The following is a 21,831-nucleotide window of genomic DNA, read 5'->3' on the forward strand; positions in this document are numbered from 1 at the left end:
CGCGCGGGCGGGAGGGGCCGCGCGTTACCGGGGATTGGTGTGGAGCGCGGCGTGGGGGACGACCACACCCATGGAGATGACGTACTTGAGCGCATCGTCGACGCTCATGCGCAGCTCGATGCAGTCGCGCCGGGGCAGCATGACGAAATAGCCGCCCGTGGGATTGGGGGTGGTGGGCACATAGACGCTGACGTAGTCGCCCTTCAGGTGCTCGACGACTTCGCCGCCGGGCGCGCCGGTGACGAAGGCGATGGTCCACACGTCGGGGCGCGGCCACTGGACCAGCACCGCGGTGCGGAACGCATTGCCGCCGGGGGAGAACAGGGTGTCGGACACCTGCTTGACGCTCGAATAGATCGAGCGGACCACCGGGATGCGGCTCACGAGCTGGTCGCCCCAGCGCACGAGCTTCTTGCCCAGGAAGTTGCTCACCACCGCGCCGGTGACCAGCAGGATGCCCAGCGTGAGGAGCACGCCGAAGCCGGGGATGTGAACGCCGATCAGGCGATCGGGCTGCCAGGCTTCCGGCAGGATCAGGAGCGTCTGGTCCAGCGTGCCGATGATCCACTGGAGAACGCCGATGGTGATCGCCACCGGGACGATCACCAGCAAGCCGGCCACGAACCATTTGCGCAGGGCCGACATGGTGCGACTCAGGCCGATGCCGACGGGGTGTCGGTCTTGGTGGAAGTGGGGGCCGAGCCTTCGGAAGGCTTGGTCGCGCTTTCAGTCTTCGCGCCTTCGGTCTTGCCGCCCTCGGGCGGCTTGGAGTCGGTCGCGGGGGCCGGCGCGGAGGTGGAACCGCCCTTGAAGTCGGTCGCGTACCAGCCCGAGCCCTTGAGCTGGAAGCCCGCCGCGGTGACCTGCTTGGTGAACGCGGCGGCGCCGCAGGCCGGGCAAACGGTCAGCGGGGCGTCGGAGATCTTCTGCAGCACGTCCTTGGCATGTCCGCAGGATCCGCATTTGTAAGCGTAGATGGGCATGGCAGTCGGAAAGGGTTGGGCGCACCCCGGCGAGGGTGCAAAGCCTTCAATTATAGGCGGAGGGGGGTTTCCCAAGCCCCTCAGTGGGGCACCATGCCCGCCAGCGGCTTGCGCGGCTCGTGGCGGTTGCGCAGCACCTGCGGCGCGAGCGAGCCGACCACCATGCCCAGGAAAGCGGCCACGAGGCCCGCTAGCTGGCCCGGGAACATCTTGCTGAGCGCCTCCCCGCCGACCTGGGGGAAAAAGAGCACCCAGGCGGCGATGCCGGCGGCCAGCGACACGATCGCGCCTTGCGTGGTCGCGCGCTTCCAGTAAAGGCCCATCACCAAGGGCACGAAGGCGCCGACCAGTGTGACCTGGTAGGCGCTGGAGACGAGGTCGTAGATGGGCGTGCCCTTCATGGCGACGGCATACGCGAGGACGGACGCGGTGAACACGACGATGGTGGCGCGCATCGCGAAGAGCTGCTGCTTGTCGGTCATGCCGGGGCGCAGGTTCTTCAGGATGTTTTCCACGAAACTGGTCGAGGGCGCGAGCAGCGTGGCCGAGGACGTGCTCTTGATGGCGGACAGCAGCGCGCCGAAGAAGAGGATCTGCATCACCAGGGGCATCTTGGTCAGCACGAAGGTCGGCAGCAGGCGCTGGTAGTCGTTCTTGGCGAGCTCCACGGCGCTCTCGCCCATCACCACCACGGCGCTCGCCACGATGAACATCGGCACGAAGGCGAAGAGGATGTAGCTCACCCCGCCGATCACGGCGCCGCGCCGCGCGGTCTTCTCGTCCTTCGCGGACATCACGCGCTGGAAGACGTCCTGCTGCGGGATGCTCCCGAGCATCATGGTGAGGCCCGCGCCGATGAAGAACGCGATGTCGGTGAAGGTGGGCGGCGGCAGGAAGTTCCACAGGTCCTTCGATCCCACCATGGTGAGCACCTTGTCCGAGCCGCCCGCGAGGTCGCTCGCGAAGAAGGCGATCACGGACAGGCCGATCACCAGCACGATCATCTGGATGAAGTCGGTCCAGGCCACGGCCAGGAAGCCGCCGATCACGACGTAGACGAGCACCGCCAGCGTGCCGACGATCATGCCGCTCGTCTCGGACATGGCGCCGTTCGTGAGCACCGAGAACACCAGGCCCAACGCCGTGATCTGCGCGGCCACCCAGCCGAGGTAGCTCAGGATGATCGCCACCGAGCAGAACACCTCGATCCCGCGGCCGAAGCGCTGGCGGTAGAAGTCGCCGATGGTCAGCAGGTTCATGCGGTAGAGCCGCGACGCGAAGAACAGCCCCACCAGGATCAGGCAGGTGCCGGCCCCGAACGGGTCCTCGACGATGGCGTTCAGACCGCCCTGCACGAACTTGGCAGGGATGCCCATCACCGTCTCCGCCCCGAACCAGGTGGCGAAGGTCGTCGTCACCACCATGACGAGCGGCAGGCTGCGCCCCGCGATGGCGAAGTCCGTGGTGTTCTTGATGCGCGTGCCGGCCCAGACGCCGATGCCGAGCGTCCCCACGAGATACAGCACCACGAAGGTGATCAGCGTGTAGTTCATCGTTGTTCCCCACCCCGGTTTTGGGCAGCGAAATTATGCCCGACGGGCCCGCGCTCAGAAGAGGTGCAGTCGCGCGTTCAGCAGCTGCATGGCCACCAGGCCCAATGCAAATCCCACGCCACCGTAGACGATGCGCTGCAGCAGCCGGTTGGTGCGCCTCTGTTCGATGAGCAGGTCTTCGAGGTCGCGCCGGTGGTCCGCAGGCCGGTGGTGCAGGAAGTCGTGCAGCAGGCGCGGCAGGTCGGGCAGCATCTTCGCGTACCGCGGCGCCTGGTCGCGCAATTCGTCGATCAGCTTCTGCGGGCCGACCTGCTCCAGCATCCACTTCTCCAGGAAAGGCTTGGCGGTGCTCCACAGGTCAAGATCCGGGTCGAGCTGGCGGCCGAGCCCTTCGATGTTCAGCAGCGTCTTTTGCAGGAGCACGAGCTGAGGCTGGATCTCCACCTGGAAGCGGCGCGAGGTCTGGAACAGGCGCATCAGCAGCAGGCCCAGCGAGATCTCCTTGAGCGGGCGGTCGAAATACGGCTCGCAGACGGTGCGCACCGCGGCTTCCAGTTCGTCGACGCGCGTGCCGGGCGGCACCCAGCCCGATTCGATGTGCAGCTGCGCGACACGCTTGTAGTCGCGGCGGAAGAACGCGGCGAAGTTCTGCGCGAGGTATTCCTTGTCGGACTCGGTGAGCGTGCCGATGATGCCGAAGTCCAGCGAGATGTAGCGCCCGAAGGTCTCCGGCGCGAGGCTCACCTGGATGTTGCCCGGGTGCATGTCGGCGTGGAAGAAGCCGTCGCGGAACACCTGCGTGAAGAAGATCGTCACGCCGTCGCGCGCGAGCTTCTTCACGTCGACGCCGGCATCGCGCAGCCGGTCGATCTGGCTGATCGGCACGCCGTACATCCGCTCCATCACCATCACGTCGGAATGGCAGAAGTCCCAGAGCATCTCGGGGATCATCACGAGGTTCAGGCCGTCCATGTTGCGGCGCAGCTGTGCGGCGGCGGCGGCTTCGCGGACGAGATCGAGTTCGTCGTGCAGGTACTTGTCGAATTCGCCCACGACCTCGCGCACCTTCAGGCGCCGGCCGTCGTCGGAGAGGCGCTCCACCCACCCGGCCATCGTGCGCATCAGGTGCAGGTCTTTCTCGATCACCGGCAGCATGCCGGGGCGCAGCACCTTGACCGCGACATCGCGCGTCCTGCCGTGCTTGTCCACCAGCGTCGCGAAGTGCACCTGCGCGATCGATGCGCTCGCCACGGGCTCGCGCTCGAAGCTCGTGAAGATGGAATCCACGGGGCGGCGGAAAGCGCGCTCGATGGTGGCGATCGCCACGGACGTCGGGAAAGGAGGCACGTTGTCCTGCAACTGCGCGAGCTCGTCGGCGATGTCCACCGGCAGCAGGTCGCGCCGGGTGGACAGGACCTGCCCGAACTTCACGAAGATCGGCCCCAGGTGCTCCAGCGCCTGGCGCAGGCGCTGCCCGCGCGGCGCGCGCAGGTCCCGGCCGAACGACATCACGCGCGCCGCGGTGCTGAGCCACGGCCGCCGGAAGCTGGTGAGCACCAGCTCGTCGAGGCCGTACCGCAGCACGACCCACATGATGAAGAAGCCGCGCATAAACCGCGTCACGCGCCCGTGCCCGGCGTGGGCGTCGCCGCGGGCGGGGTGGGGGTCTGCGGCGCGGAAGCGGGTCGTGCGAACCCGCGCAGCGCCTCCACCATGCGGCGCGCGCCCTCGCCCATGGCATGCGCAGGCGCGTCGCCCACGATGCGCGAGAGGTCCTCTTCCAGGTCCCAGCGGACGTGATCCACCAGCCAGTTGATCTCCGCCGCGAACTGCACGTCACCGACGATGCGCACCGGCGGTTTGTCGCCTCGCAGCGCGGACTGGAGCAACTCCCAGGGGGATTCTTCCGTCAGCGTCAGCGACAGATCGGCAGGAACGGCCGTCGTCGAGAGTTCGAGCAGGCCCGCGGGCGTGGCCGCGAGCCGCATGTTGAACACGCGCCAGTGCGCCTCCACCACCCGCCCCACCTGGCGCTTCAGCCGCGCCTGCGCTTCGGGTTCCTGCATCAGCACGTGGTTGAGCAGCAGGACGATGCGCCGCTGGACTTCCTCGACCATCCAGACGGGTGGCTGCAGCCCCTGCCCGATGCGGTTGAAGAAGGTGTCCAGGAATGGAAAGGGGGACTGTGTCGCCATAGTCCCCCATTATTCATGATGACTCCCTCGCGGGAGCCTTCGGGCGCCTGCGATGCGCGGACTACTGCAGTGCCTGCACGCCCGCCACCAGCCAGCCGCTCGCGCCGCTCTTGGGCTTGGTCATGTTCCACACTTCGCGGAACGGGCTCGGCCCGGCGGACGGCTCCTCGCGGATCATCCCCGAGAACTCCACGCTGGCCATGTAGTCGTTGCCCAGGTCCTCGATGCCCAGCAGCTGCGCCTCGAGCATCACGACTTCCGTGCGGTTCGGCTGGCCCGCGGTGTGCGTTTCGCGCTCGGCGAGCTGCGAGCGAATCTCGCCCAGCATCTCGTCCGTCATCATCGAGCGCAGGGTGGCGATGTCGGAGCGGTCCCAGGCGTCCTGCAGCGTCACGAAGTTGCGCTTGGCGGCCGTGATGAACCCGTCGGCGTCGAAGCCCGCGGGGATGCCCCAGGACTGCGAACCGGCCAGCGCCGAACCGATCTGCACGCCGCTGCCCTGCGGCGCGTACTTGGCGGCTTCGAAAGCCATGCTGCTGCGCTCCCACGGGCGGGCGGAGGCGTCGTTGCCGACCTTGTCCGGGCTGTACTGGCGCGGGGGCACCGCGGAATCGGCCGCTGCGCCCGCGCCCTGGTAGGCGAGGCCGCCCTGCTGCGGACGGCGCGAACGCATGAACCAGCCGATCAGGGCCATCGCCACGAACGCGAGCAGCGCGAACATGATGATCGAGCCGAACGCGCCGCCCAGGCCCAGGCTGTGGGCCAGCCACGCGAGGCCCAGGCCGGCGGCGAGACCGCCGAGCATCGCGCCCCACGGCCGGCGCGGGGCCGCCGCCGCCGGAGGTGCGGCGGGCGCGGGCGCGGGAGCGGCCTGGTTCTGCTGGGAGTTGGTGGGCGCCGTGTTCGGGCTGCGCGTCGCCTCGCGCTGCGTGACGTTGCTCGATTGCCTGCCGACCGACGAGCCGCCGCCCAGGCGGCGCGCCGCCTCGGATTCGAAGCTCGCGAACGAGAGGATGAGGACGAATAACCAGGACCAGATTTTCATTTCGACTCCATGGCGCAGGCGCGCCCTAACACTTGATACCCACATGTAGTGCCGCGATGCCGCCCGTCAAGTTGTGGTAGTCCACATGCCCGAAACCGGCCGACTTCATCAGCGCCTTCAATTCTTCCTGCCCGGGGTGCATCCGGATGGATTCGGCGAGGTAGCGATAGCTCGCATCGTCGCCCGCCACCAGCTTGCCCAGTTGCGGCAGCACCTTGAACGAATACCAGTCGTAGGCCTTCCCCAGCGGCTTGGCGACCCTGGAGAACTCCAGCACGAGCAGCTTGCCGCCGGGCTTGAGCACGCGGTTCATCTCGGCCAGCGCCGCGTCCTTGTGCGTCATGTTGCGCAGGCCGAAGGCCACGCACGCCACGTCGAACGAATCCGTGGGGAACGGCAGCTTCTCGGCGTCGCACACGAGCGTCGGCAGGGCGACGCCCGCGTCGAGCAGGCGGTCGCGCCCGCTGCGCAGCATCGCCTCGTTGATGTCGGTGTGCACCACACGGCCGGTGGGGCCGGCCTTCTTCGCGAAGGCCAGCGCCATGTCGCCGGTGCCGCCCGCGATGTCCAGGACGCGGTCGCCCGGCTTTACGTTCGCGGTGAGCACGGTGAACGCCTTCCATGCGCGGTGCAGGCCCGCGGACATGAGGTCGTTCATGAGGTCGTAGCGCGGCGCGACGGAGTCGAAAACGCCGCGCACGCGGCGCGCCTTCTCCGTCTCCTCGACCGTCTCGAACCCGAAATGCGTGGAACTCATGGCTCGATGCTAGGGCATTCACGCGAGGTGTGCGCACAACCCCGCGGACCGACCGGGAATAGGCCGGGGCCGGCGTCGCGAAAGCACATCAGTGCGCGCAGGCGTGGCCGGGTTTGTCCGGCATGGGCGAGTCACGGTCGACGCCGGCGGCAGCAAGGCGCTTGGCGTAATCGGCCCAGAGCCGCTCCTGCTCGGAACCGAGGAAGTAGAGATATTCCCAGGAGAAGATGCCCGTGTCGTGCCCATCGGAAAAGGTGGGCTGCACGGCATAGTTGCCGATGGGTTCGAGCGCCGTGAGCGTGACGTCGCGCTTGCCGGTCTGCAACACTTCCTGGCCGGGGCCGTGGCCCTGCACCTCGGCCGACGGGGAGTAGATGCGCATGAGCTCGAAGGGAATTCGGAAATGCGCGCCGTCCGAGAACTCGACCTCGAGCACGCGCGACTGGCCGTGCACGGTGAGGTCGCGGGGCGTAGGGGATTGGGGGTTCAGGCCGGCCATGGGGGAGAGTTTACGAGGCGCGCAGAAATCCGTGCTTCGAGGCCGGGTCGAAGCGCCTCGACGTCGGCGACTCGCTCCGACGGGACCTGCCTGCGCGCCGGCGACCACACCGGATCGGGAAAGCGGCTATCCCAGTCGAAGCGTGCAATCACGTGCCAGTGCAGGTGCGGGACCATGTTGCCGAGGGCCGCGAGGTTGATCTTGGTCGGCTGCAGGTGCTCGCGCAGCGCCTCTTCGACGCAGACGACCGCCGCCATGCAGGTTTCGCGATCCTCCGGCGACAGTTGCGAGAACTCCGCCACGTGCGCTGTCCAGATCACCCGGTAGAACGCCGGGAAGCCCTCCTCCGCGGCACGGACGACCCGGAACTTCGGGCCGGAAAAAATGACCGTTCCTCCTGGCCCCTCGCACAGCGGGCAGCCGGGCACGGCCATCAGACCAGCACCCGCTCGATGCCGCCGTTGTTCGCCGCGGCGACGTACTCGGGCATCCAGTTGTCGCCCAGGATGCGGTTGGCCATCTCGACCACGATGTAGTCGGCTTCCAGCAGGCCGTTCTGCAGGTCGTGGCTGTAGCGGTTCAGGCCCTGCAGGCAGCTCGGGCAGCTCGTGAGGATCTTGATGTTCTCCTTCGCGCCGAGCTTGCCCGTTTCGCGCAGCGCGGCCTCGTCCTTGCGAAGTTCCTCTTCCTTGCGGAAGCGCACCTGCGTGGAGATGTCCGGCCGGGTCACGGCGAAGGTCCCCGACTCGCCGCAGCAGCGATCCGACTTGCGCACGGTGTCGCCGACGAGCGCCTTCACCGTCTTCATCGGGTCCTGCAGCTTCATCGGCGTGTGGCAGGGGTCGTGGTACATGTACGCTCCCGCCGAATTCGACGCGTCGAGCGTGATGCCTTTTTCCAGCAGGTACTCGTGGATGTCGATGATGCGACAGCCCGGGAAGATCTTGTCGAACTCGTAGCCCTGCAGCTGGTCGTAGCACGTGCCGCAGCTCACCACCACCGTTTTGATGTCCAGGTAGTTCAACGTGTTGGCCACCCGGTGGAACAGCACGCGGTTGTCGGTGATGATCTTCTCGGCCTTGTCGTACTGGCCCGAGCCGCGCTGCGGGTAGCCGCAGCAGAGGTAGCCCGGGGGCAGCACCGTCTGCACGCCCGCGTGCCAGAGCATCGCCTGCGTGGCGAGGCCCACCTGCGAAAACAGGCGCTCCGAACCGCATCCCGGAAAGTAGAAGACCGCTTCCGTCTCCGCATTCGTCGCCTTCGGGTCGCGGATGATCGGGACGTAATCCTTGTCCTCGATGTCCAGCAGCGCACGCGCCGTTTTCTTGGGCAAATTACCCGGGAGCTTCTTGTTCACGAAGTGGACGATCTGCTCCTTGATCGGCGCGCGGTCGTGCGTCGCCGGGGGCTTTCTCACCTGGAAGTGGGCAAACCCGCGCAGCAGGTCGTTGGCCAGGCGCTGGACCTTGAAGCCGATGCCCACCATCGCGCCGCGAATGAGCTTGATCGTTTCCGGGTTCGTCGCGTTCAGCATCAGCATGGCTGCCGCATTCCCGGGCCGGAAACTCTTCTTGCCCATCTTGCGCAGCAGGTTGCGCATGTTCATGGACACGTCACCGAAGTCGATCTTCACCGGGCAGGGCGACAGGCACTTGTGGCACACGGTGCAGTGGTCGGAGACGTCCTCGAACTCCTCCCAGTGCTTGATGGATACGCCGCGCCGGGTCTGCTCCTCGTAGAGGAAGGCCTCGACCAGCAGCGAGGTCGCGAGGATCTTGTTGCGCGGGCTGTACAGCAGGTTCGCGCGAGGCACGTGCGTCGCGCAGACCGGCTTGCACTTGCCGCACCGCAGGCAGTCCTTGATGCTGTCGCTGATCGCGCCGATGTCGCTCTGCTGCATGATGAGCGATTCGTGCCCCATCAGCCCGAAGCTGGGCGTGTAGGCGTTCGTGAGGTCCGCATAGACGGACGTCGGCGAATCCTGCTGGGCGTGCCGCAGCAGCTTGCCCTTGTTGAAGCGCCCCTCCGGATCGACTTCCTGCTTGTAGTCCGCGAAAGGCTTGAGCTCCTCGTCGGTGAGGAATTCCAGCTTGGTGATGCCGATGCCGTGTTCGCCCGAGATCACGCCATTGAGCGAACGCGCGAGGACCATGATGCGCTTCACCGCGGCGTGCGCCGACTGCAGCATCTCGTAGTCGTCGCTGTTGACGGGGATGTTGGTGTGCACGTTGCCGTCGCCCGCGTGCATGTGCAGCGCGACCCACACGCGGCCCTTGAGCACTCGCTGGTGGATGGCGTTGCACTCCGCGAGGATCGCGGCGAAGGGTTCGCCCGCGAAGATCGTCTGCAGCGGCGCGCGGATCTGCGTCTTCCAGCTGGCGCGCAGGGAGTGGTCCTGCAGCTCCGGGAACAGCGTGTCGACCTTGGCGAGCCAGCCGCGCCAGAGGGCGCGCACGTCGCGCACGAGTTCCAGCGCCTGGCCGACTCGGTCCTCCAGCAGTTCTGCAGAGGGAATTTCGCTCGCGTCGTCCTGCTTGCCCAGCGGCAGGTTGCCCCGGGCGAAGAAGGCCTCGAGCTCGTCGGCCAGCTTGATCTTGTTGGCAAGCGACAGCTCGATGTTGATCCGCTCGATGCCGTCCGTGTACTCCGCCATGCGCGGCAGCGGAATCACGACGTCCTCGTTGATCTTGAAGGCGTTGGTGTGCTTGCTGATCGCGGCGGTGCGCTTCCTGTCGAGCCAGAACTTCTTGCGCGCTTCCGGGCTGATCGCGATGAAGCCTTCGCCGCTGCGTGAATTGGCGATGCGCACCACCTCAGAGGTCACCCGCGCCACGTCGTCGGCGTTGTCGCCGGAGATGTCGCCGAACAGCACCATCTTCGGCAGGATCGCCCGCTTGGACTTCGTGGAGTAGCCCACCGCTCGCAGGTAGCGGTCATCGAGGTGCTCCAGCCCCGCGAGCAGGACGCCGGAGCGCTGCTGCTCCGCGAACATGTAGTCCTTGATATCCACGATGCTGGGCACCGCGTCCTTCGCATTGCCGAAGAATTCGAGGCACACCGTGCGGGTGTGGCTGGGCATGCGGTGCACGATCCAGCGCGCGCTGGTGATGAGGCCGTCGCAGCCTTCCTTCTGGATGCCGGGCAGGCCGGAGAGGAACTTGTCCGTGACGTCCTTGCCCAGGCCCTCCTTGCGGAAGGTGTGGCCCGGGATCTCGAGCCGCGTCGTGCGGATCGGGGTCTTGCCGTCGGCCTGGAAGTAGCGCAGCTCGAAGGTCGCGACGTCCGCGTCGTGGATCTTGCCGAGGTTATGGTCCAGGCGCACCACTTCCAGCCATTGCGCCTGCGGCGTCACCATGCGCCACGACAGGAGGTTGTCCAGCGCGGTGCCCCAGAGCACGGCCTTCTTGCCGCCCGCGTTCATCGCGACGTTGCCGCCAATGCACGAGGCTTCCGCGGACGTCGGGTCCACGGCGAAGACGAAGCCGCCGCGCTCGGCCGCGTCCGCGACGCGTTGCGTGACGACGCCGGCTTCGGTCCAGATCGTCGGGCGCTTTTCGGTGTGGCCGGGAATGTCGATCATCTCGACTTCGGTCATGGCCTCGAGCTTTTCAGTATTGATGACCGCGCTCTTCCAGGTCAGCGGCACCGCGCCGCCGGTGTAGCCGGTGCCGCCGCCGCGCGGGATGATCGTCAGGCCCAGGTCGATGCAGCCCTTCACCAGGCCGGCCATCTCTTCTTCCGTATCGGGCGTGAGCACCACGAAGGGGTATTCCACGCGCCAGTCGGTCGCGTCCGTCACGTGGGAGACGCGCGACAGGCCGTCGTACTTGATGTTGTCCTTCGCGGTGTAGCGGCGCAGGGCGCGCGCCGCCTGTTTGCGCAGGGCGCCCATCTCGCGGAAGCTCTCGTCGAAGGCTTCCACCGCCTTGCCCGCCGCCTGCAGCAGTTCGGCCACGAGGCCGTCGCGCCCCGCGTCGCCCGCCGACTCCCGCCGCTTCTGCACTTCGGCCAGGCGGTGGTGCAGGGCCTCGACCAGCTGGCCGCGGCGCTTCGGGTTGTCCAGCAGGTCGTCCTGCAGGTAGGGATTACGCTGCACGACCCAGATGTCGCCCAGCACCTCGTACAGCATCCGGGCGGAGCGCCCCGTGCGGCGCTCGTCGCGCAGCTCGTTCAGCACGTCCCAGGCCCGGGGACCGAGCAGGCGGATCACGATTTCGCGATCGGAGAACGAGGTGTAGTTGTACGGAATCTCGCGCAGGCGGGGGACGTCGTCCCGGGCCGCGTCCATGAGGTGATTGAGCGTTGTGGGTGCGTTCATGGGGGGGTGGATTGATGTTACCGCAGTGCAGCATGCTGCGCGGGCGGAGGGCGAACTGCACTTTGGCTCATGGGAAACCCGCTTGTGGCGTGTCCCGCGCGCAATGTTTAATCGGCGGTCACAAATGGGCGGTACAGTCGCCCCCTTCCGGACCACCGGACGCACTTTCATACAGGAGTACTCATGAAACAGAAATTGACCGCGCTCGTGCTGGCCGCGGCCGCATCGTTCGCAGCGCACGCCCAGACCGAAATCCAGTGGTGGCATTCCATGACTGCCGTGAACGGCGAATGGGTCAACGACCTGGCAAAAGAATTCAACGCACGCCAGAAAGACTACAAGGTCGTGCCCGTCTACAAGGGCAGCTACGACGAATCCATGACAGCGGCGATCGCGGCCTTCCGCGCCGGCAACGCACCCAACATCCTCCAGGTGTTCGAAGTGGGCACCGCCACGATGATGGCCAGCAAGAACGCCATCGTGCCCGTCACCAAGGTGATGAACGACGCCGGCAAGAAGTTCGACGCCTCGGTGTACATCCCGGCGGTCGCGAGCTACTACACCGCGCCCAACGGCCAGATGATGAGCTTCCCGTTCAACAGCTCGACCACGGTCTTCTACATCAACAAGGACGCGTTCGACAAGGCGGGCCTGGACACCAACAAGCTGCCCGCGACCTGGCCCGAAGTGGCGCTCGCCGCGGCCAAGCTCAAGGCGAGCGGCCACAAGTGCCCGCTGACCATCGGCTGGCAGGGCTGGACGCAGCTGGAGAGCTTCTCCACCTGGCACAACACGCTGCTCGCCACCAAACGCAACGGCCTCGACGGCATGGACGCGCGGCTCGTCGGCAACTCGCCGCTGCACGTGCGCCACATCGAGAACCTGGGCAACATGGCCAAAACCGGCCTCTTCGTCTACAAGGGCCGCAACAACACCGCCGAAGGTTCGTTCGTCTCGGGCGAGTGCGCGATGATCACGACCTCGTCGGGCTTCTACGGCAACGTGGCCAAGAACGCGAAATTCAAGTTCACCGTGGCGCCCCTGCCCTTCTACCCCGACGTCGCAGGCGCACCGCAGAACACCGTGATCGGCGGCGCGAGCCTGTGGGTCATGGCCGGCAAGAAGCCGGAGGAATACAAGGGCGTCGCCGCCTTCTTCGAGTACCTGTCCAACCCTGAAGTGCAATCGGCCAGCCACAAGCGCACGGGCTACCTGCCCGTTACGCTCGCGTCGTACAAGCTGACGGAAGACTCGGGCTTCTACAAGCAGAACCCCGGTACGGACACGGCGGTGAACCAGATGGTGCGCAAGACCACCGACAAGTCGCGCGGCATCCGCCTGGGCAACTACGTGCAGATCCGCACCATCGAGGACGAAGAGCTCGAGCAGGTGTGGGCCGGCAAGAAGACCGCCAAGGAAGCCCTAGACTCCATCGTGAAGCGCGGCAACGAACTGCTCGAGCGCTTCGAGAAGGCGAACAAGGGTTCCTGAGGACCCGGCCCCGTCGGGGGGCCATCGCAAGGAGCGGCCTGCGGGCCGCTTTCTTTTCCGCGCCACGCGGTGACACAATGGGAATGCAATGGAGAAGCGGGTCACTTTCAAATCGTCATGGCTGCCCTGGCTGCTGCTCGCGCCGCAGGCGGTCATCATCGGCGTCTTTTTCTTCTGGCCCGCGGCCCAGGCGCTGCTCCAGTCGTTCCAGCAACAGGACGCCTTCGGCACCTCCGTGCAGTGGGCCGGGCTGGAGAACTACCGCAATCTTTTCAACGACGCGACTTACCTCGAATCGTTCAAGACCACGGCGATGTTCTCGCTGTTCGTGGCGTTCTTCGGCATCTCCCTGTCGCTGTTCCTCGCCTACTTCGCCGACCGCGTCACGCGAGGCACGCTCTTCTACCGCACGCTCCTGATCTGGCCCTATGCGGTGGCGCCGGCCGTCGCGGGCGTGGTGTGGCTGTTCCTGTTTTCCGGCAGCATCGGCGTGATCGCCTACTGGCTGCACAACGCGGGCCTGCCCTGGGACCCCCTGCTCAACGGCAACCACGCGATGGCTCTGGTCATCATGGCGGCGGTATGGAAGCAGCTTTCCTATAACTTCCTTTTCTTCGTCGCCGGGTTGCAAAGCATCCCGCGCTCGTTGATCGAGGCGGCCGCCATCGACGGCGCCGGGCCGTGGCGCCGCTTCTGGTCGATCCAGTTTCCGCTGCTGTCGCCCACGACCTTCTTCCTGCTGGTGATCAACGTGGTCTACGCGTTCTTCGACACTTTCGGCATCATCGACGCCGCCACGCACGGTGGACCGGGCAAGGACACGTCGATCCTGGTCTACAAGGTGTACTTCGACGGCTTCAAGGCGCTGGACCTCGGCGGCTCCGCGGCCCAATCGGCGGTGCTGATGGTGATTGTCATTGCCCTCACCGTGATCCAGTTCCGCTTCGTGGAAAAGAAGGTGAATTACTGATGGTCGAGCGCAGCCGCATCCTCACCTTCATCACCCACGCGGTGCTGATCATCGGCGTCCTGATCGTGGCGTTCCCGGTCTACCTCACGTTCGTGGCGTCCACGCACACCACGCAGGACATCCTGCAGGTGCCCATGCCGCTCACGCCGGGTACGCACCTGGCCGACAACTACCGCGCCGCCCTGATGGGCGAGCGCAGCGGCGGCGGCTCGCATGCGCCGGTTGCACGCATGATGACCGTCAGCCTCATCATGGCCGTGGCCATCGCCGTGGGCAAGATCGCGATCTCGCTGCTGTCGGCCTTCGCCATCGTGTACTTCCGCTTCCCTTTCCGGATGGCGTTCTTCTGGGCCGTGTTCATCACGCTCATGCTGCCGGTGGAGGTGCGCATCCTGCCCACCTACAAGGTCGTCTCCGACCTCGGCATGCTCAACTCCTATGCGGGCCTCACGATTCCGCTCATTGCGTCGGCGACGGCGACATTCCTGTACCGCCAGTTCTTCCTGACCGTGCCGGACGAACTGACCGAGGCGGCCCGCATGGACGGCGCGGGGCCGATGCGCTTCTTCAAGGACGTGCTGCTGCCGCTGTCGGCGACCAGCACCGCGGCCCTCTTCGTCATCCAGTTCATCTACGGGTGGAACCAGTACCTGTGGCCGCTCCTGGTGACGACGCAGGAGAACATGTACCCCGTCGTGCTGGGCATCAAGCAGATGATGCCCACCGGCGGCGACGCGCAGATCGAATGGAACGTGGTGATGGCCACCGCCATCCTCGCCATGCTGCCGCCCGCGCTGGTGGTCACGCTGATGCAGAAGTGGTTCGTCAAGGGCCTGGTGGACACGGAAAAGTAAAGAGCTGGAAATGAAGAACATGAGGAGTACCTACTGATGTCAGGCATCGCACTGCGCGACGTCGTCAAGCGCTACGGCAAGGGCAAGCAGGAATTGCAGGTCATCCACGGCGTGAACGCGGAAATCGGGCACGGCGAATTCGTCGTGATCGTCGGCCCCTCGGGCTGCGGCAAGTCCACGCTGCTGCGCATGGTCGCGGGGCTGGAGGAAATCTCCGGAGGCACCATCGAGATCGACGGACGCGTGGTCAACGACCTGGAACCGGCCGATCGCGACATCGCCATGGTGTTCCAGAACTATGCGCTGTATCCGCACATGTCGGTCTTCCAGAACATGGCCTACGGCCTGAAGATCCGCAAGATGCCGGAGGCCGAGATCAAGTCCCGCGTGGACAAGGCCGCCGGCATCCTGGAGCTGGGCCACCTCTTGGACCGCACGCCGCGCCAGCTCTCGGGCGGGCAGCGCCAGCGCGTGGCGATGGGCCGCGCCATCGTGCGCCAGCCGAAGGTGTTCCTGTTCGACGAGCCGCTGTCCAACCTCGATGCGAAGCTGCGCGCCCAGACGCGCATCGAGATCCAGAAGCTGCACCGCGAACTCGGCATCACTTCGCTTTTCGTCACGCACGACCAGGTCGAGGCGATGACGCTCGCGCAGCGGATGATCGTGATGAACGCCGGCAAGATGGAGCAGTTCGGAACGCCCGAAGAGGTGTATCACCACCCGGCCACCACATTCGTCGCGAGCTTCATCGGTTCGCCGCCGATGAACCTGCTGATGAGTGCGCCGGGCGCGCGTCCTCGTTCGGTCATGGGAATCCGCCCCGAGCACCTGGATATCGGCGAAGGCGGATGGAGCGCGCAGGTCGAGACGACCGAGCTGCTGGGCGCCGAGCGGCTGATCTATGCGCGAGTGGGCACGGAGCAGATCATCGTGCGCAGCGAAGAGCACGAAATCGCCCCGGCGCCGGGCGACACCATCCAGGTCAAGCCCCGCGAAGACCGCGTGCACTGGTTCGACGCGCAAACCGGCAAGCGCATGTGACGGACAAGCCCTGGCCCTACCCGCGCTGGGTCGCGCATCGCGGCGCCGGCAAGCTGGCGCCGGAAAACACGCTCGCCGCGTTCAAGCTCGGGGCGAGCCACGGCTATCGCATGTTCGAGTGCGACGCCAAGCTGTCGTCGGATGGCGTGCCTTTCCTCATGCACGACGCGACGCTGACGCGCACGACGAATGTGCGCGAGATCTTCGGGCCCGCGCCCAGCGCGACAGGCGGGGACCATCCCTGGAGCGAACTCGCAAAGCTCGACGCCGGCGGCTGGCATTCGCGCGCCTACGCCGGGGAGCCACTGCCGACGCTCGAGAACATCTCGCGCTATTGCATCGCGAACGGCCACCTGTTGAACATCGAGATCAAGCCGACGCCCGGTGTCGAACGCTTCACCGGCGAGGTCGTGGCGCGCCACGCCGACAGGCTCTGGAACAACGCGCCCATCCCGCCGCTGCTCACTTCGTTCCAGGTGGAATCGCTGGAGGGCGCGCAGGCCACGGCACCGCACCTGCCGCGCGGGCTGCTGCTGGACACGCTCTGGAAGGGCTGGCTGGAAACCGCGCTCACGCTGGATTGCACCGCCATCGTCTGCAACCATGCGCTGTGGGACACAAGCAGCGTGACGCAGGCGAAGAGCGCGGGCTTTCGCTGCCTCAGCTACACCGTCAACGACGAGTGGGCGGCGCAGCGCCTGGTGGACCTCGGCACGGACGGCATCATCACCGACCGCGTGGATTTGTTCCCGCCTACTTGAGGTCCCCGGCCAGCGACGCGAGCGGCTCCGGCGCGATGATCGTGTGCGCCGGGTAGTTGCGGTGATCGCAGCCCAGCTTCACGCTCGCACCCGCCTTGATCGCCGCCACCATCGCCGGCGTGAACTCGAAACGCACGAAGTGCACGGCCGATGTCTTCTCGTCGTTCTCGCGGTCGAGGTCTTCGTCGGCAATGGCGTACACGCGCTCGTGCCCCTCGACCTCCACGAACATGCGGTCTTCGATGCCGATGAGGCGCGCAAGTTCGCGGCGGCGCTCGTTCTCGTCGGGGTACTCGATGAGCATCGTCGCCTTCCAGTTGCTGCCGTCGGGCATCAGCGGCGCATAGGCCTCGATCTCCTGGGCGATGCCCTCCTCCTCGAAGATCTTCTCGATGCGCAGCATCTCCTGGATCTGGTAGCGGATGGTCATCTCGCTTTCGAACTGCAGCGTGACGTGGTCGCCGAGGGCGACGCTGCGCAGCTTGCGATGCGCGATCACTTCGCCCTTGCGCGCCTTGCGGTACTTGCTGTAGGCCTCCAGCGTCATGAGGCTGTCGGCGGTGATGTGTCCGGTGAGTTGCATGTTCAGTCCAACCCGTATGCCTTGCGCACCAGCGTGAGCGGATGGGCGAGCTGCGGTGTGCCCAGCGCGTTCACGTCGAAGCCCTGGTCGATGTGGTGGCCGCCCAACGGGCAGTCCGAGGCGATGTAATCCGGCGCGCCGCCCGCGGGATGCTCCGCCATCTTCTTGAAGAGCGGCTTGCCGATCTTCATCGCCTGCTCATGGTAGGGCACCTTCACGCCGAAGGTGCCTGCGTGGCCCGAGCAGCGCTCGTTGGTGTGAACCTGGGTGTCGGGCGCCATCTTGAGCATCTCCTCGGTCTTGCGGCCGATGTTCTGCACGCGCGTGTGGCATGGCACGTGATAGCTCACCTTGCCGAGGGACTTCGGGAATTCGGTCTTGAGCAGGCCGTCGCGCTTGCGCTGCATGAGGTATTCGAACGGGTCCCACATCGCTTCCTTGACGGCCTGCACGTCGGCGTCATGGGGATACATCAGCGGGATTTCCTGCTTGAACATGAGCGTGCAACTCGGTACCGCCGTGAGGATCGCCCAGCCCTCCTTCGCGTACTTCGCGAGGACGGGGATGTTCGCTTCCTTGCTCTCGTTCACCGAGTCGAGGTCGCCCAGTTCCAGCTTGGGCATGCCGCAGCATTTTTCCTTGTTGACGAGGACATAGGGCACCTCGTTGTGCTCCAGCACCTTCAGGAGGTCGTGGCCGATGCCGGGCTCGTTGTAGTTGATGTAGCAGGTCGAGAAGATCGCGACCTTGCCGGGCGTCTTCGCGCCTTCCTTCACGGGGAAGTCCTTCGACTTGGGCGCGCCGGAGCGGAACTTGCGCGTCGCCAGCGCGGGGAGCCACGCATTGTGGTCGACGTGCAACGCGGATTCCATGAGGGCACGGGCCGGCTTCGTCTGGTTCACCGCGTTGGCGACCTGCGTCACGATGGGAATGCCGGCGAACTGGCCGTGCACGTCGGTGGACGACAGGAATTTCTCGCCGAAGCTCACGTCGCCGTTCTTGAACTTGATCGCCTTGGCGCGCAGCATGGTGTGCGGGAAATCCACGTTCCACTCGTGCGGGGGAACGTAGGGGCATTTGGTCATGTAGCAGAGGTCGCACAGGTAGCACTGGTCGACGACCTTCCAGTAGTCCTTGCGGTCGACCCCGTCGACTTCCTGCGTCTTGCTTTCGTCGACCAGGTCGAAGAGCGTGGGAAACGAGCCGCACAGGCTCACGCAGCGGCGGCAGCCGTGGCAGATGTCGAAGATGCGTTCGAGCTCGTCGAAGGTCTTCTTCTCGTCGTAGTACTCGGGATTCTTCCAGTCGATGGGATGCCGGGTCGGCGCTTCGAGGTTGCCTTCGCGTGATGCCATTCTTGTTCTCTCGATGGGAGTGATTTGCCGCAGCCTTTTTGGACGCAGAAAGCGCAGAAATGACGCAGAAGAAATTCAAAAAAATTCAATTGAATTGTTCTTGTCTTCCTTCTGCGTCACTTCCGCGGGTTCTGCGTCCTTGAACCCGCTTTCTCAGCGGATCAATCCACCAGTTCGTTCAACGCCTTGGTATAGCGGTTCGCATGCGAGCGCTCGGCCTTCGCCAGCGTCTCGAACCAGTCGGCCACTTCGTCATGGCCTTCTTCGCGGGCCGTCTTGGCCATGCCCGGGTACATGTCCGTGTACTCGTGCGTCTCGCCGGCAACCGCCGCCTTCAGGTTGTCGCGCGTCGGGCCGATCGGCAGCCCGGTGGCCGGGTCTCCGCATTGCTCCAGCCACTCCAGGTGGCCGTGCGCATGGCCCGTCTCGCCTTCCGCGGTGGAGCGGAACAGGGCCGCCACATCGTTCTGGCCTTCCACGTCCGCCTTGTTTGCGAAGTACAGGTAACGGCGGTTGGCCTGGGACTCGCCGGCGAAGGCTGCCTTCAGGTTTTCTTCCGTCTTGGAGCCTTTGAGTGCTGCCATTTGGAAATCTCCTAGTTGGGTTGATGAACGTTGTCGCGTCGCCCGGTGCGGGGCGAAACACCCGCAGGGTAGTCCCGTCCCGACGCATCGTCTAATAGCCTGCGACAATGCACCGCATTGATATAGACTATCGATACGGTTGCACTGATAGCTTACCACAGCATCGCGCACGGCAATGCTGCTTGCATAGCCCGGGTGACAGCCACGGACCGATTACGCTATAGTAAATGCATTACGCAATGTTGAATCAGGAGACGACATGGCCGCCGTGCTGAAACAGACGAGTCCGCTGCCCGCCCCGGCGCCCATCCACCAGCTCCACCATTTCGCGTATCGGGCAAAGGATGCGGAAGAGACGCGGCATTTCTACGAAGACATCCTGGGCCTGCCGCTCTATCACATCATCCAGAGCGACCACGTGCCGAGTACCGGCGAGTACTGCCCCTACACCCACTTCTTCTTCCGCCTGCAGGACGGCTCGTTCATCGCTTTCTTCGACCTGGGCGACGACCAGGCCTGCGAGCCTTCGCCCAACACGCCGGCCTGGGTCAATCACATCTCATTCCGCGTGGATTCCGTGCAGGCGCTCAGGGACATGAAGACGCGCCTGGAGGCCCATGGCATCGAAGTGCTGGGCATCACGGACCACCACATCTTCCACAGCATCTACTTCTTCGACCCCAACGGCGTCCGGCTCGAGCTCACCGCGCAGCTCGCGGATGAATTCCAGATGCTGCAGGAAAGCAAGACCGCGCATGCGCGCCTCGCCGAATGGACGGCGCGCAAGGAAGCGTGGCGCAAGGATCGCGCGGCGGGCAAGCAGGCCGCGCCACTGAAGCCCCAGCAGAACGACCGGCCGGAAGTCTCCGCTCGGAAGTGACGCCCGTGGCCGAGTTCGCGTCCAGCGCCTTCACCAACGGCTACGAATTCACCCAGGGCAGCGGCTACAAGCTGCCCGAATACCCTTTCATCGAGCCGCCCGAGCTGCGCGCAGGCCAGCCCGGCCATCACCCCATCGTGATCGTCGGCGGCGGTCTCGCGGGCCTGACGATGGCCTGCGCACTCGCGCACTACCGGGTGCCCGCTGTCCTCCTCGACGAAGACAACACGGTGGGCGTGAAGGGCGCGTCTTCACGCGGCATCTGCTACACGCAGAAGTCCCTGGAGATCTTCGAGCGGCTGGGCTTCTACGAGCGCATCGCGGCGAAGGGCATCCAGTGGAGCGTCGGCCGTACCTTCGCGGGCCACGACGAGGTGTACTCCTTCGACCTGAAGCAGCAGCCCGGCTATCACCTGTCCAGCCAGCCGCCGTTCATCAACATCCAGCAGTTCTACATCGAAGGCTTCCTCGTCGAGCGTATCCATGAGCTCGGCGGCATCGACCTGCGCTGGTCCAGCCGCGTGACCGGCTTCCGCCAGGACGCCGAATGCGCCACGCTCACCGTGAGCACGCCGGCCGGCGAGTACGAGCTGCGGGCCGACCATGTGATCGATGCCACCGGCTCGCACAGCCCCTTTCGCGCATGGGCAGGCGCGAGCGTCACGGCGAAGAAGGGTGACGACCGCTGGTGCATCGCCGACGTGCGCTTCACGAAGCACCCGCCGGTGGAGCGGCACACCTGGATCGAGGCGCCCTTCAACGAGAACCGCGCGGTCTGGCAGCACTTGATGGGTGACAACGTCTGGCGCATCGACTACCAGATGCCTCCGGACGCCGACCCGGAATACGTGAGCCGCGAGGACGTCGTGCGCGAGCGGCTGCTGCGGCAGTTCGGCGCGGATTGCGCGGTGGAAATCGTCTGGGTGGGCCCCTATGCCTACCGCAGCGAATGCATCGACCGCATGCGGCACGGGCGCGTCTTCTTCATGGGCGACGCCGCCAAGGTCGTCAGCCCCTTCGGCGCGCGCGGCGGCAACACGGGCGTCGCGGATGCGGACAACCTGGCCTGGAAGCTCGCCGCGGTCATCAAGGGCCGCGCCGCGCCGGGCCTGCTCGACAGTTACCACGAAGAGCGGCATGAGGCGGCGTGCCAGAACGTGCTGGTGACCAATCGCACCGCGCGCTTCCTGCGGCCGGCCGACGGCATGGAGCGAACCTTCCGGGCGGCCGCGCTGGGCCTGGCGCGGCAGCACGTGTTCGCGCGGCACCTCGTGAACACCGGGCGCATGGCGATCGCCAACCCCTACTCCCGCTCGAGCGTGTGCCACTCGACGGGCGGCCAGTCGGTGCAGAACGTCGGCTTCGAATGGGCGGACGGCACGCGCGGCAAGGTCAACGACCTGCTGCGTTGGGCCGATGGGCGATTGCTCCTGCTCCTCTTCGGCGAGGCGAGCGTCTCATCCATGCAGCGGCTACGCGCGCTCTGCGAATCGGCGCCGCTGCGCGCCGTCCAGGTGACCGGACCCGAAGAGCGAGCGGGCGCCCGGGAATTCGTCCGCGACACCGATGGACGCCTGCAGGGTGCCTGCCACGTGTTCGGCCATGCGTGGGCTCTGGTGCGGCCGGACAGCTATGTGGCGGCCACCGGGGAGAGCGTCGATGCGGGTCTGGTGCGCGCCGTGGCGCGGGCGCTCGCGGCCGACAGGGAGACTGCATGAAGACCGCCCTGAACCTGCAGGATGCCGACGGTTTCTACGAACAGCTGCTCGATGCGCACCAGGGCCTGTCGAAGGAAGAGTCCGAGCTGCTGAACGCCCGCCTCATCCTGCTGCTGGCCAACCAGGTCGGCGACGCGAAGGTGCTGGCGGCGTGCATCGAAGCGGCGCGGGCGCTCCCCAAGTAAAATCGCGCCTTCCCCCACCCGGTCATCCAACGGCACCCGCGGGTGCCGTTTTGCATTCC

Annotated in this window: 21 protein-coding genes; 8 read left to right on the forward strand and 13 right to left on the reverse strand. The window is 65.9% G+C overall.

Annotated features, from left to right (window positions below; genetic code table 11):
* Positions 1-24 precede the first annotated feature (24 nt).
* The 10 genes from I5803_RS08965 to I5803_RS09010 all read right to left on the reverse strand — a co-directional run bounded on the left by I5803_RS08965 (position 25) and on the right by I5803_RS09010 (position 11,350).
* Complete coding sequence (locus I5803_RS08965) at positions 25-645, reverse strand: DUF502 domain-containing protein (protein WP_196986024.1); 621 nt, start codon at positions 643-645, stop codon at positions 25-27.
* An 8-nt stretch (positions 646-653) separates the two neighbouring features.
* Positions 654-983, reverse strand: a complete 330-nt coding sequence (locus tag I5803_RS08970; RefSeq protein WP_196986025.1) for an FmdB family zinc ribbon protein — start codon at positions 981-983, stop codon at positions 654-656.
* Between the two features lie 80 nt (positions 984-1,063).
* Positions 1,064-2,536, reverse strand: coding sequence for a high affinity choline transporter 1 (locus I5803_RS08975; protein ID WP_196986026.1), 1,473 nt, complete (start codon positions 2,534-2,536; stop codon positions 1,064-1,066).
* Between the two features lie 54 nt (positions 2,537-2,590).
* Complete coding sequence (ubiB, locus tag I5803_RS08980; protein WP_196986027.1) at positions 2,591-4,159, reverse strand: ubiquinone biosynthesis regulatory protein kinase UbiB; 1,569 nt, start codon at positions 4,157-4,159, stop codon at positions 2,591-2,593.
* Entirely contained in the window at positions 4,156-4,731 is a 576-nt protein-coding gene (locus I5803_RS08985; protein WP_196986028.1) for a hypothetical protein, read from the reverse strand. Before I5803_RS08985 ends, ubiB begins: the two co-directional genes overlap by 4 nt.
* Positions 4,732-4,792: 61 nt before the next feature.
* Positions 4,793-5,776 (reverse strand): Tim44 domain-containing protein, encoded by a 984-nt coding sequence (locus I5803_RS08990; RefSeq protein WP_196986029.1) that lies wholly within the window; start codon positions 5,774-5,776, stop codon positions 4,793-4,795.
* Positions 5,777-5,801: 25 nt separating this feature from the next.
* Positions 5,802-6,533, reverse strand: coding sequence for a bifunctional demethylmenaquinone methyltransferase/2-methoxy-6-polyprenyl-1,4-benzoquinol methylase UbiE (gene ubiE / locus I5803_RS08995; RefSeq protein ID WP_196986030.1), 732 nt, complete (start codon positions 6,531-6,533; stop codon positions 5,802-5,804).
* 88 nt (positions 6,534-6,621) lie between these two features.
* Positions 6,622-7,032, reverse strand: a complete 411-nt coding sequence (locus I5803_RS09000; RefSeq protein WP_196986031.1) for a gamma-butyrobetaine hydroxylase family protein — start codon at positions 7,030-7,032, stop codon at positions 6,622-6,624.
* Positions 7,020-7,466 (reverse strand): HIT family protein, encoded by a 447-nt coding sequence (locus I5803_RS09005; RefSeq protein WP_196986032.1) that lies wholly within the window; start codon positions 7,464-7,466, stop codon positions 7,020-7,022. The genes I5803_RS09000 and I5803_RS09005 overlap by 13 nt, the downstream gene beginning before the upstream one ends.
* On the reverse strand, positions 7,466-11,350 hold the full coding sequence (locus I5803_RS09010; protein ID WP_196986033.1) for a DUF3683 domain-containing protein: 3,885 nt from the start codon (positions 11,348-11,350) through the stop codon (positions 7,466-7,468). Before I5803_RS09010 ends, I5803_RS09005 begins: the two co-directional genes overlap by 1 nt.
* 183 nt (positions 11,351-11,533) lie before the next feature.
* Between I5803_RS09010 and ugpB the strand changes: the two genes are divergently transcribed.
* The 5 genes from ugpB to ugpQ all read left to right on the forward strand — a co-directional run bounded on the left by ugpB (position 11,534) and on the right by ugpQ (position 16,467).
* On the forward strand, positions 11,534-12,841 hold the full coding sequence (gene ugpB, locus I5803_RS09015; protein WP_196986034.1) for a sn-glycerol-3-phosphate ABC transporter substrate-binding protein UgpB: 1,308 nt from the start codon (positions 11,534-11,536) through the stop codon (positions 12,839-12,841).
* Between the two features lie 88 nt (positions 12,842-12,929).
* The gene (ugpA, locus tag I5803_RS09020) at positions 12,930-13,811 is read left to right on the forward strand and encodes a sn-glycerol-3-phosphate ABC transporter permease UgpA (protein WP_196986035.1); all 882 of its coding nucleotides are present in this window, start codon (positions 12,930-12,932) and stop codon (positions 13,809-13,811) included.
* Positions 13,811-14,665: a sn-glycerol-3-phosphate ABC transporter permease UgpE gene (ugpE, locus tag I5803_RS09025; protein WP_196986036.1), complete on the forward strand. Its 855-nt coding sequence runs from the start codon at positions 13,811-13,813 to the stop codon at positions 14,663-14,665. Before ugpA ends, ugpE begins: the two co-directional genes overlap by 1 nt.
* 36 nt (positions 14,666-14,701) lie before the next feature.
* The gene (gene ugpC / locus I5803_RS09030; RefSeq protein WP_196986037.1) at positions 14,702-15,706 is read left to right on the forward strand and encodes a sn-glycerol-3-phosphate ABC transporter ATP-binding protein UgpC; all 1,005 of its coding nucleotides are present in this window, start codon (positions 14,702-14,704) and stop codon (positions 15,704-15,706) included.
* Positions 15,703-16,467: a glycerophosphodiester phosphodiesterase gene (ugpQ, locus tag I5803_RS09035; protein ID WP_196986038.1), complete on the forward strand. Its 765-nt coding sequence runs from the start codon at positions 15,703-15,705 to the stop codon at positions 16,465-16,467. The genes ugpC and ugpQ overlap by 4 nt, the downstream gene beginning before the upstream one ends.
* On the opposite strand, the gene I5803_RS09040 is transcribed toward ugpQ, so the two are convergent.
* From I5803_RS09040 to I5803_RS09050, 3 genes are all read right to left on the reverse strand, one after another.
* On the reverse strand, positions 16,460-17,050 hold the full coding sequence (locus I5803_RS09040) for a DUF3501 family protein (RefSeq protein WP_196986039.1): 591 nt from the start codon (positions 17,048-17,050) through the stop codon (positions 16,460-16,462). The two genes, ugpQ and I5803_RS09040, sit on opposite strands and share 8 nt — an antisense overlap.
* Positions 17,051-17,052: 2 nt before the next feature.
* A complete protein-coding gene (locus I5803_RS09045) occupies positions 17,053-18,405 on the reverse strand; it encodes a (Fe-S)-binding protein (RefSeq protein WP_196986040.1) in 1,353 nt (450 codons plus the stop codon).
* 161 nt (positions 18,406-18,566) lie between these two features.
* Entirely contained in the window at positions 18,567-18,989 is a 423-nt protein-coding gene (locus tag I5803_RS09050) for a rubrerythrin family protein (RefSeq protein ID WP_196986041.1), read from the reverse strand.
* 259 nt (positions 18,990-19,248) lie between these two features.
* On the opposite strand from I5803_RS09050, the gene I5803_RS09055 reads away from it, so the two are divergent.
* Genes I5803_RS09055 through I5803_RS09065 form a run of 3 tightly spaced genes read left to right on the forward strand, consistent with a single transcriptional unit; the run spans position 19,249 to position 21,772 of the window.
* Positions 19,249-19,869: a VOC family protein gene (locus I5803_RS09055; RefSeq protein WP_196986042.1), complete on the forward strand. Its 621-nt coding sequence runs from the start codon at positions 19,249-19,251 to the stop codon at positions 19,867-19,869.
* Between the two features lie 5 nt (positions 19,870-19,874).
* Entirely contained in the window at positions 19,875-21,587 is a 1,713-nt protein-coding gene (locus I5803_RS09060; RefSeq protein WP_354001643.1) for an FAD-dependent monooxygenase, read from the forward strand.
* The gene (locus I5803_RS09065; RefSeq protein ID WP_196986044.1) at positions 21,584-21,772 is read left to right on the forward strand and encodes a DUF2783 domain-containing protein; all 189 of its coding nucleotides are present in this window, start codon (positions 21,584-21,586) and stop codon (positions 21,770-21,772) included. Before I5803_RS09060 ends, I5803_RS09065 begins: the two co-directional genes overlap by 4 nt.
* Positions 21,773-21,831: the final 59 nt, after the last annotated feature.

It is taken from the genome of Caenimonas aquaedulcis, assembly GCF_015831345.1.
GTDB classification, from domain to species: domain Bacteria; phylum Pseudomonadota; class Gammaproteobacteria; order Burkholderiales; family Burkholderiaceae_C; genus Ramlibacter; species Ramlibacter aquaedulcis.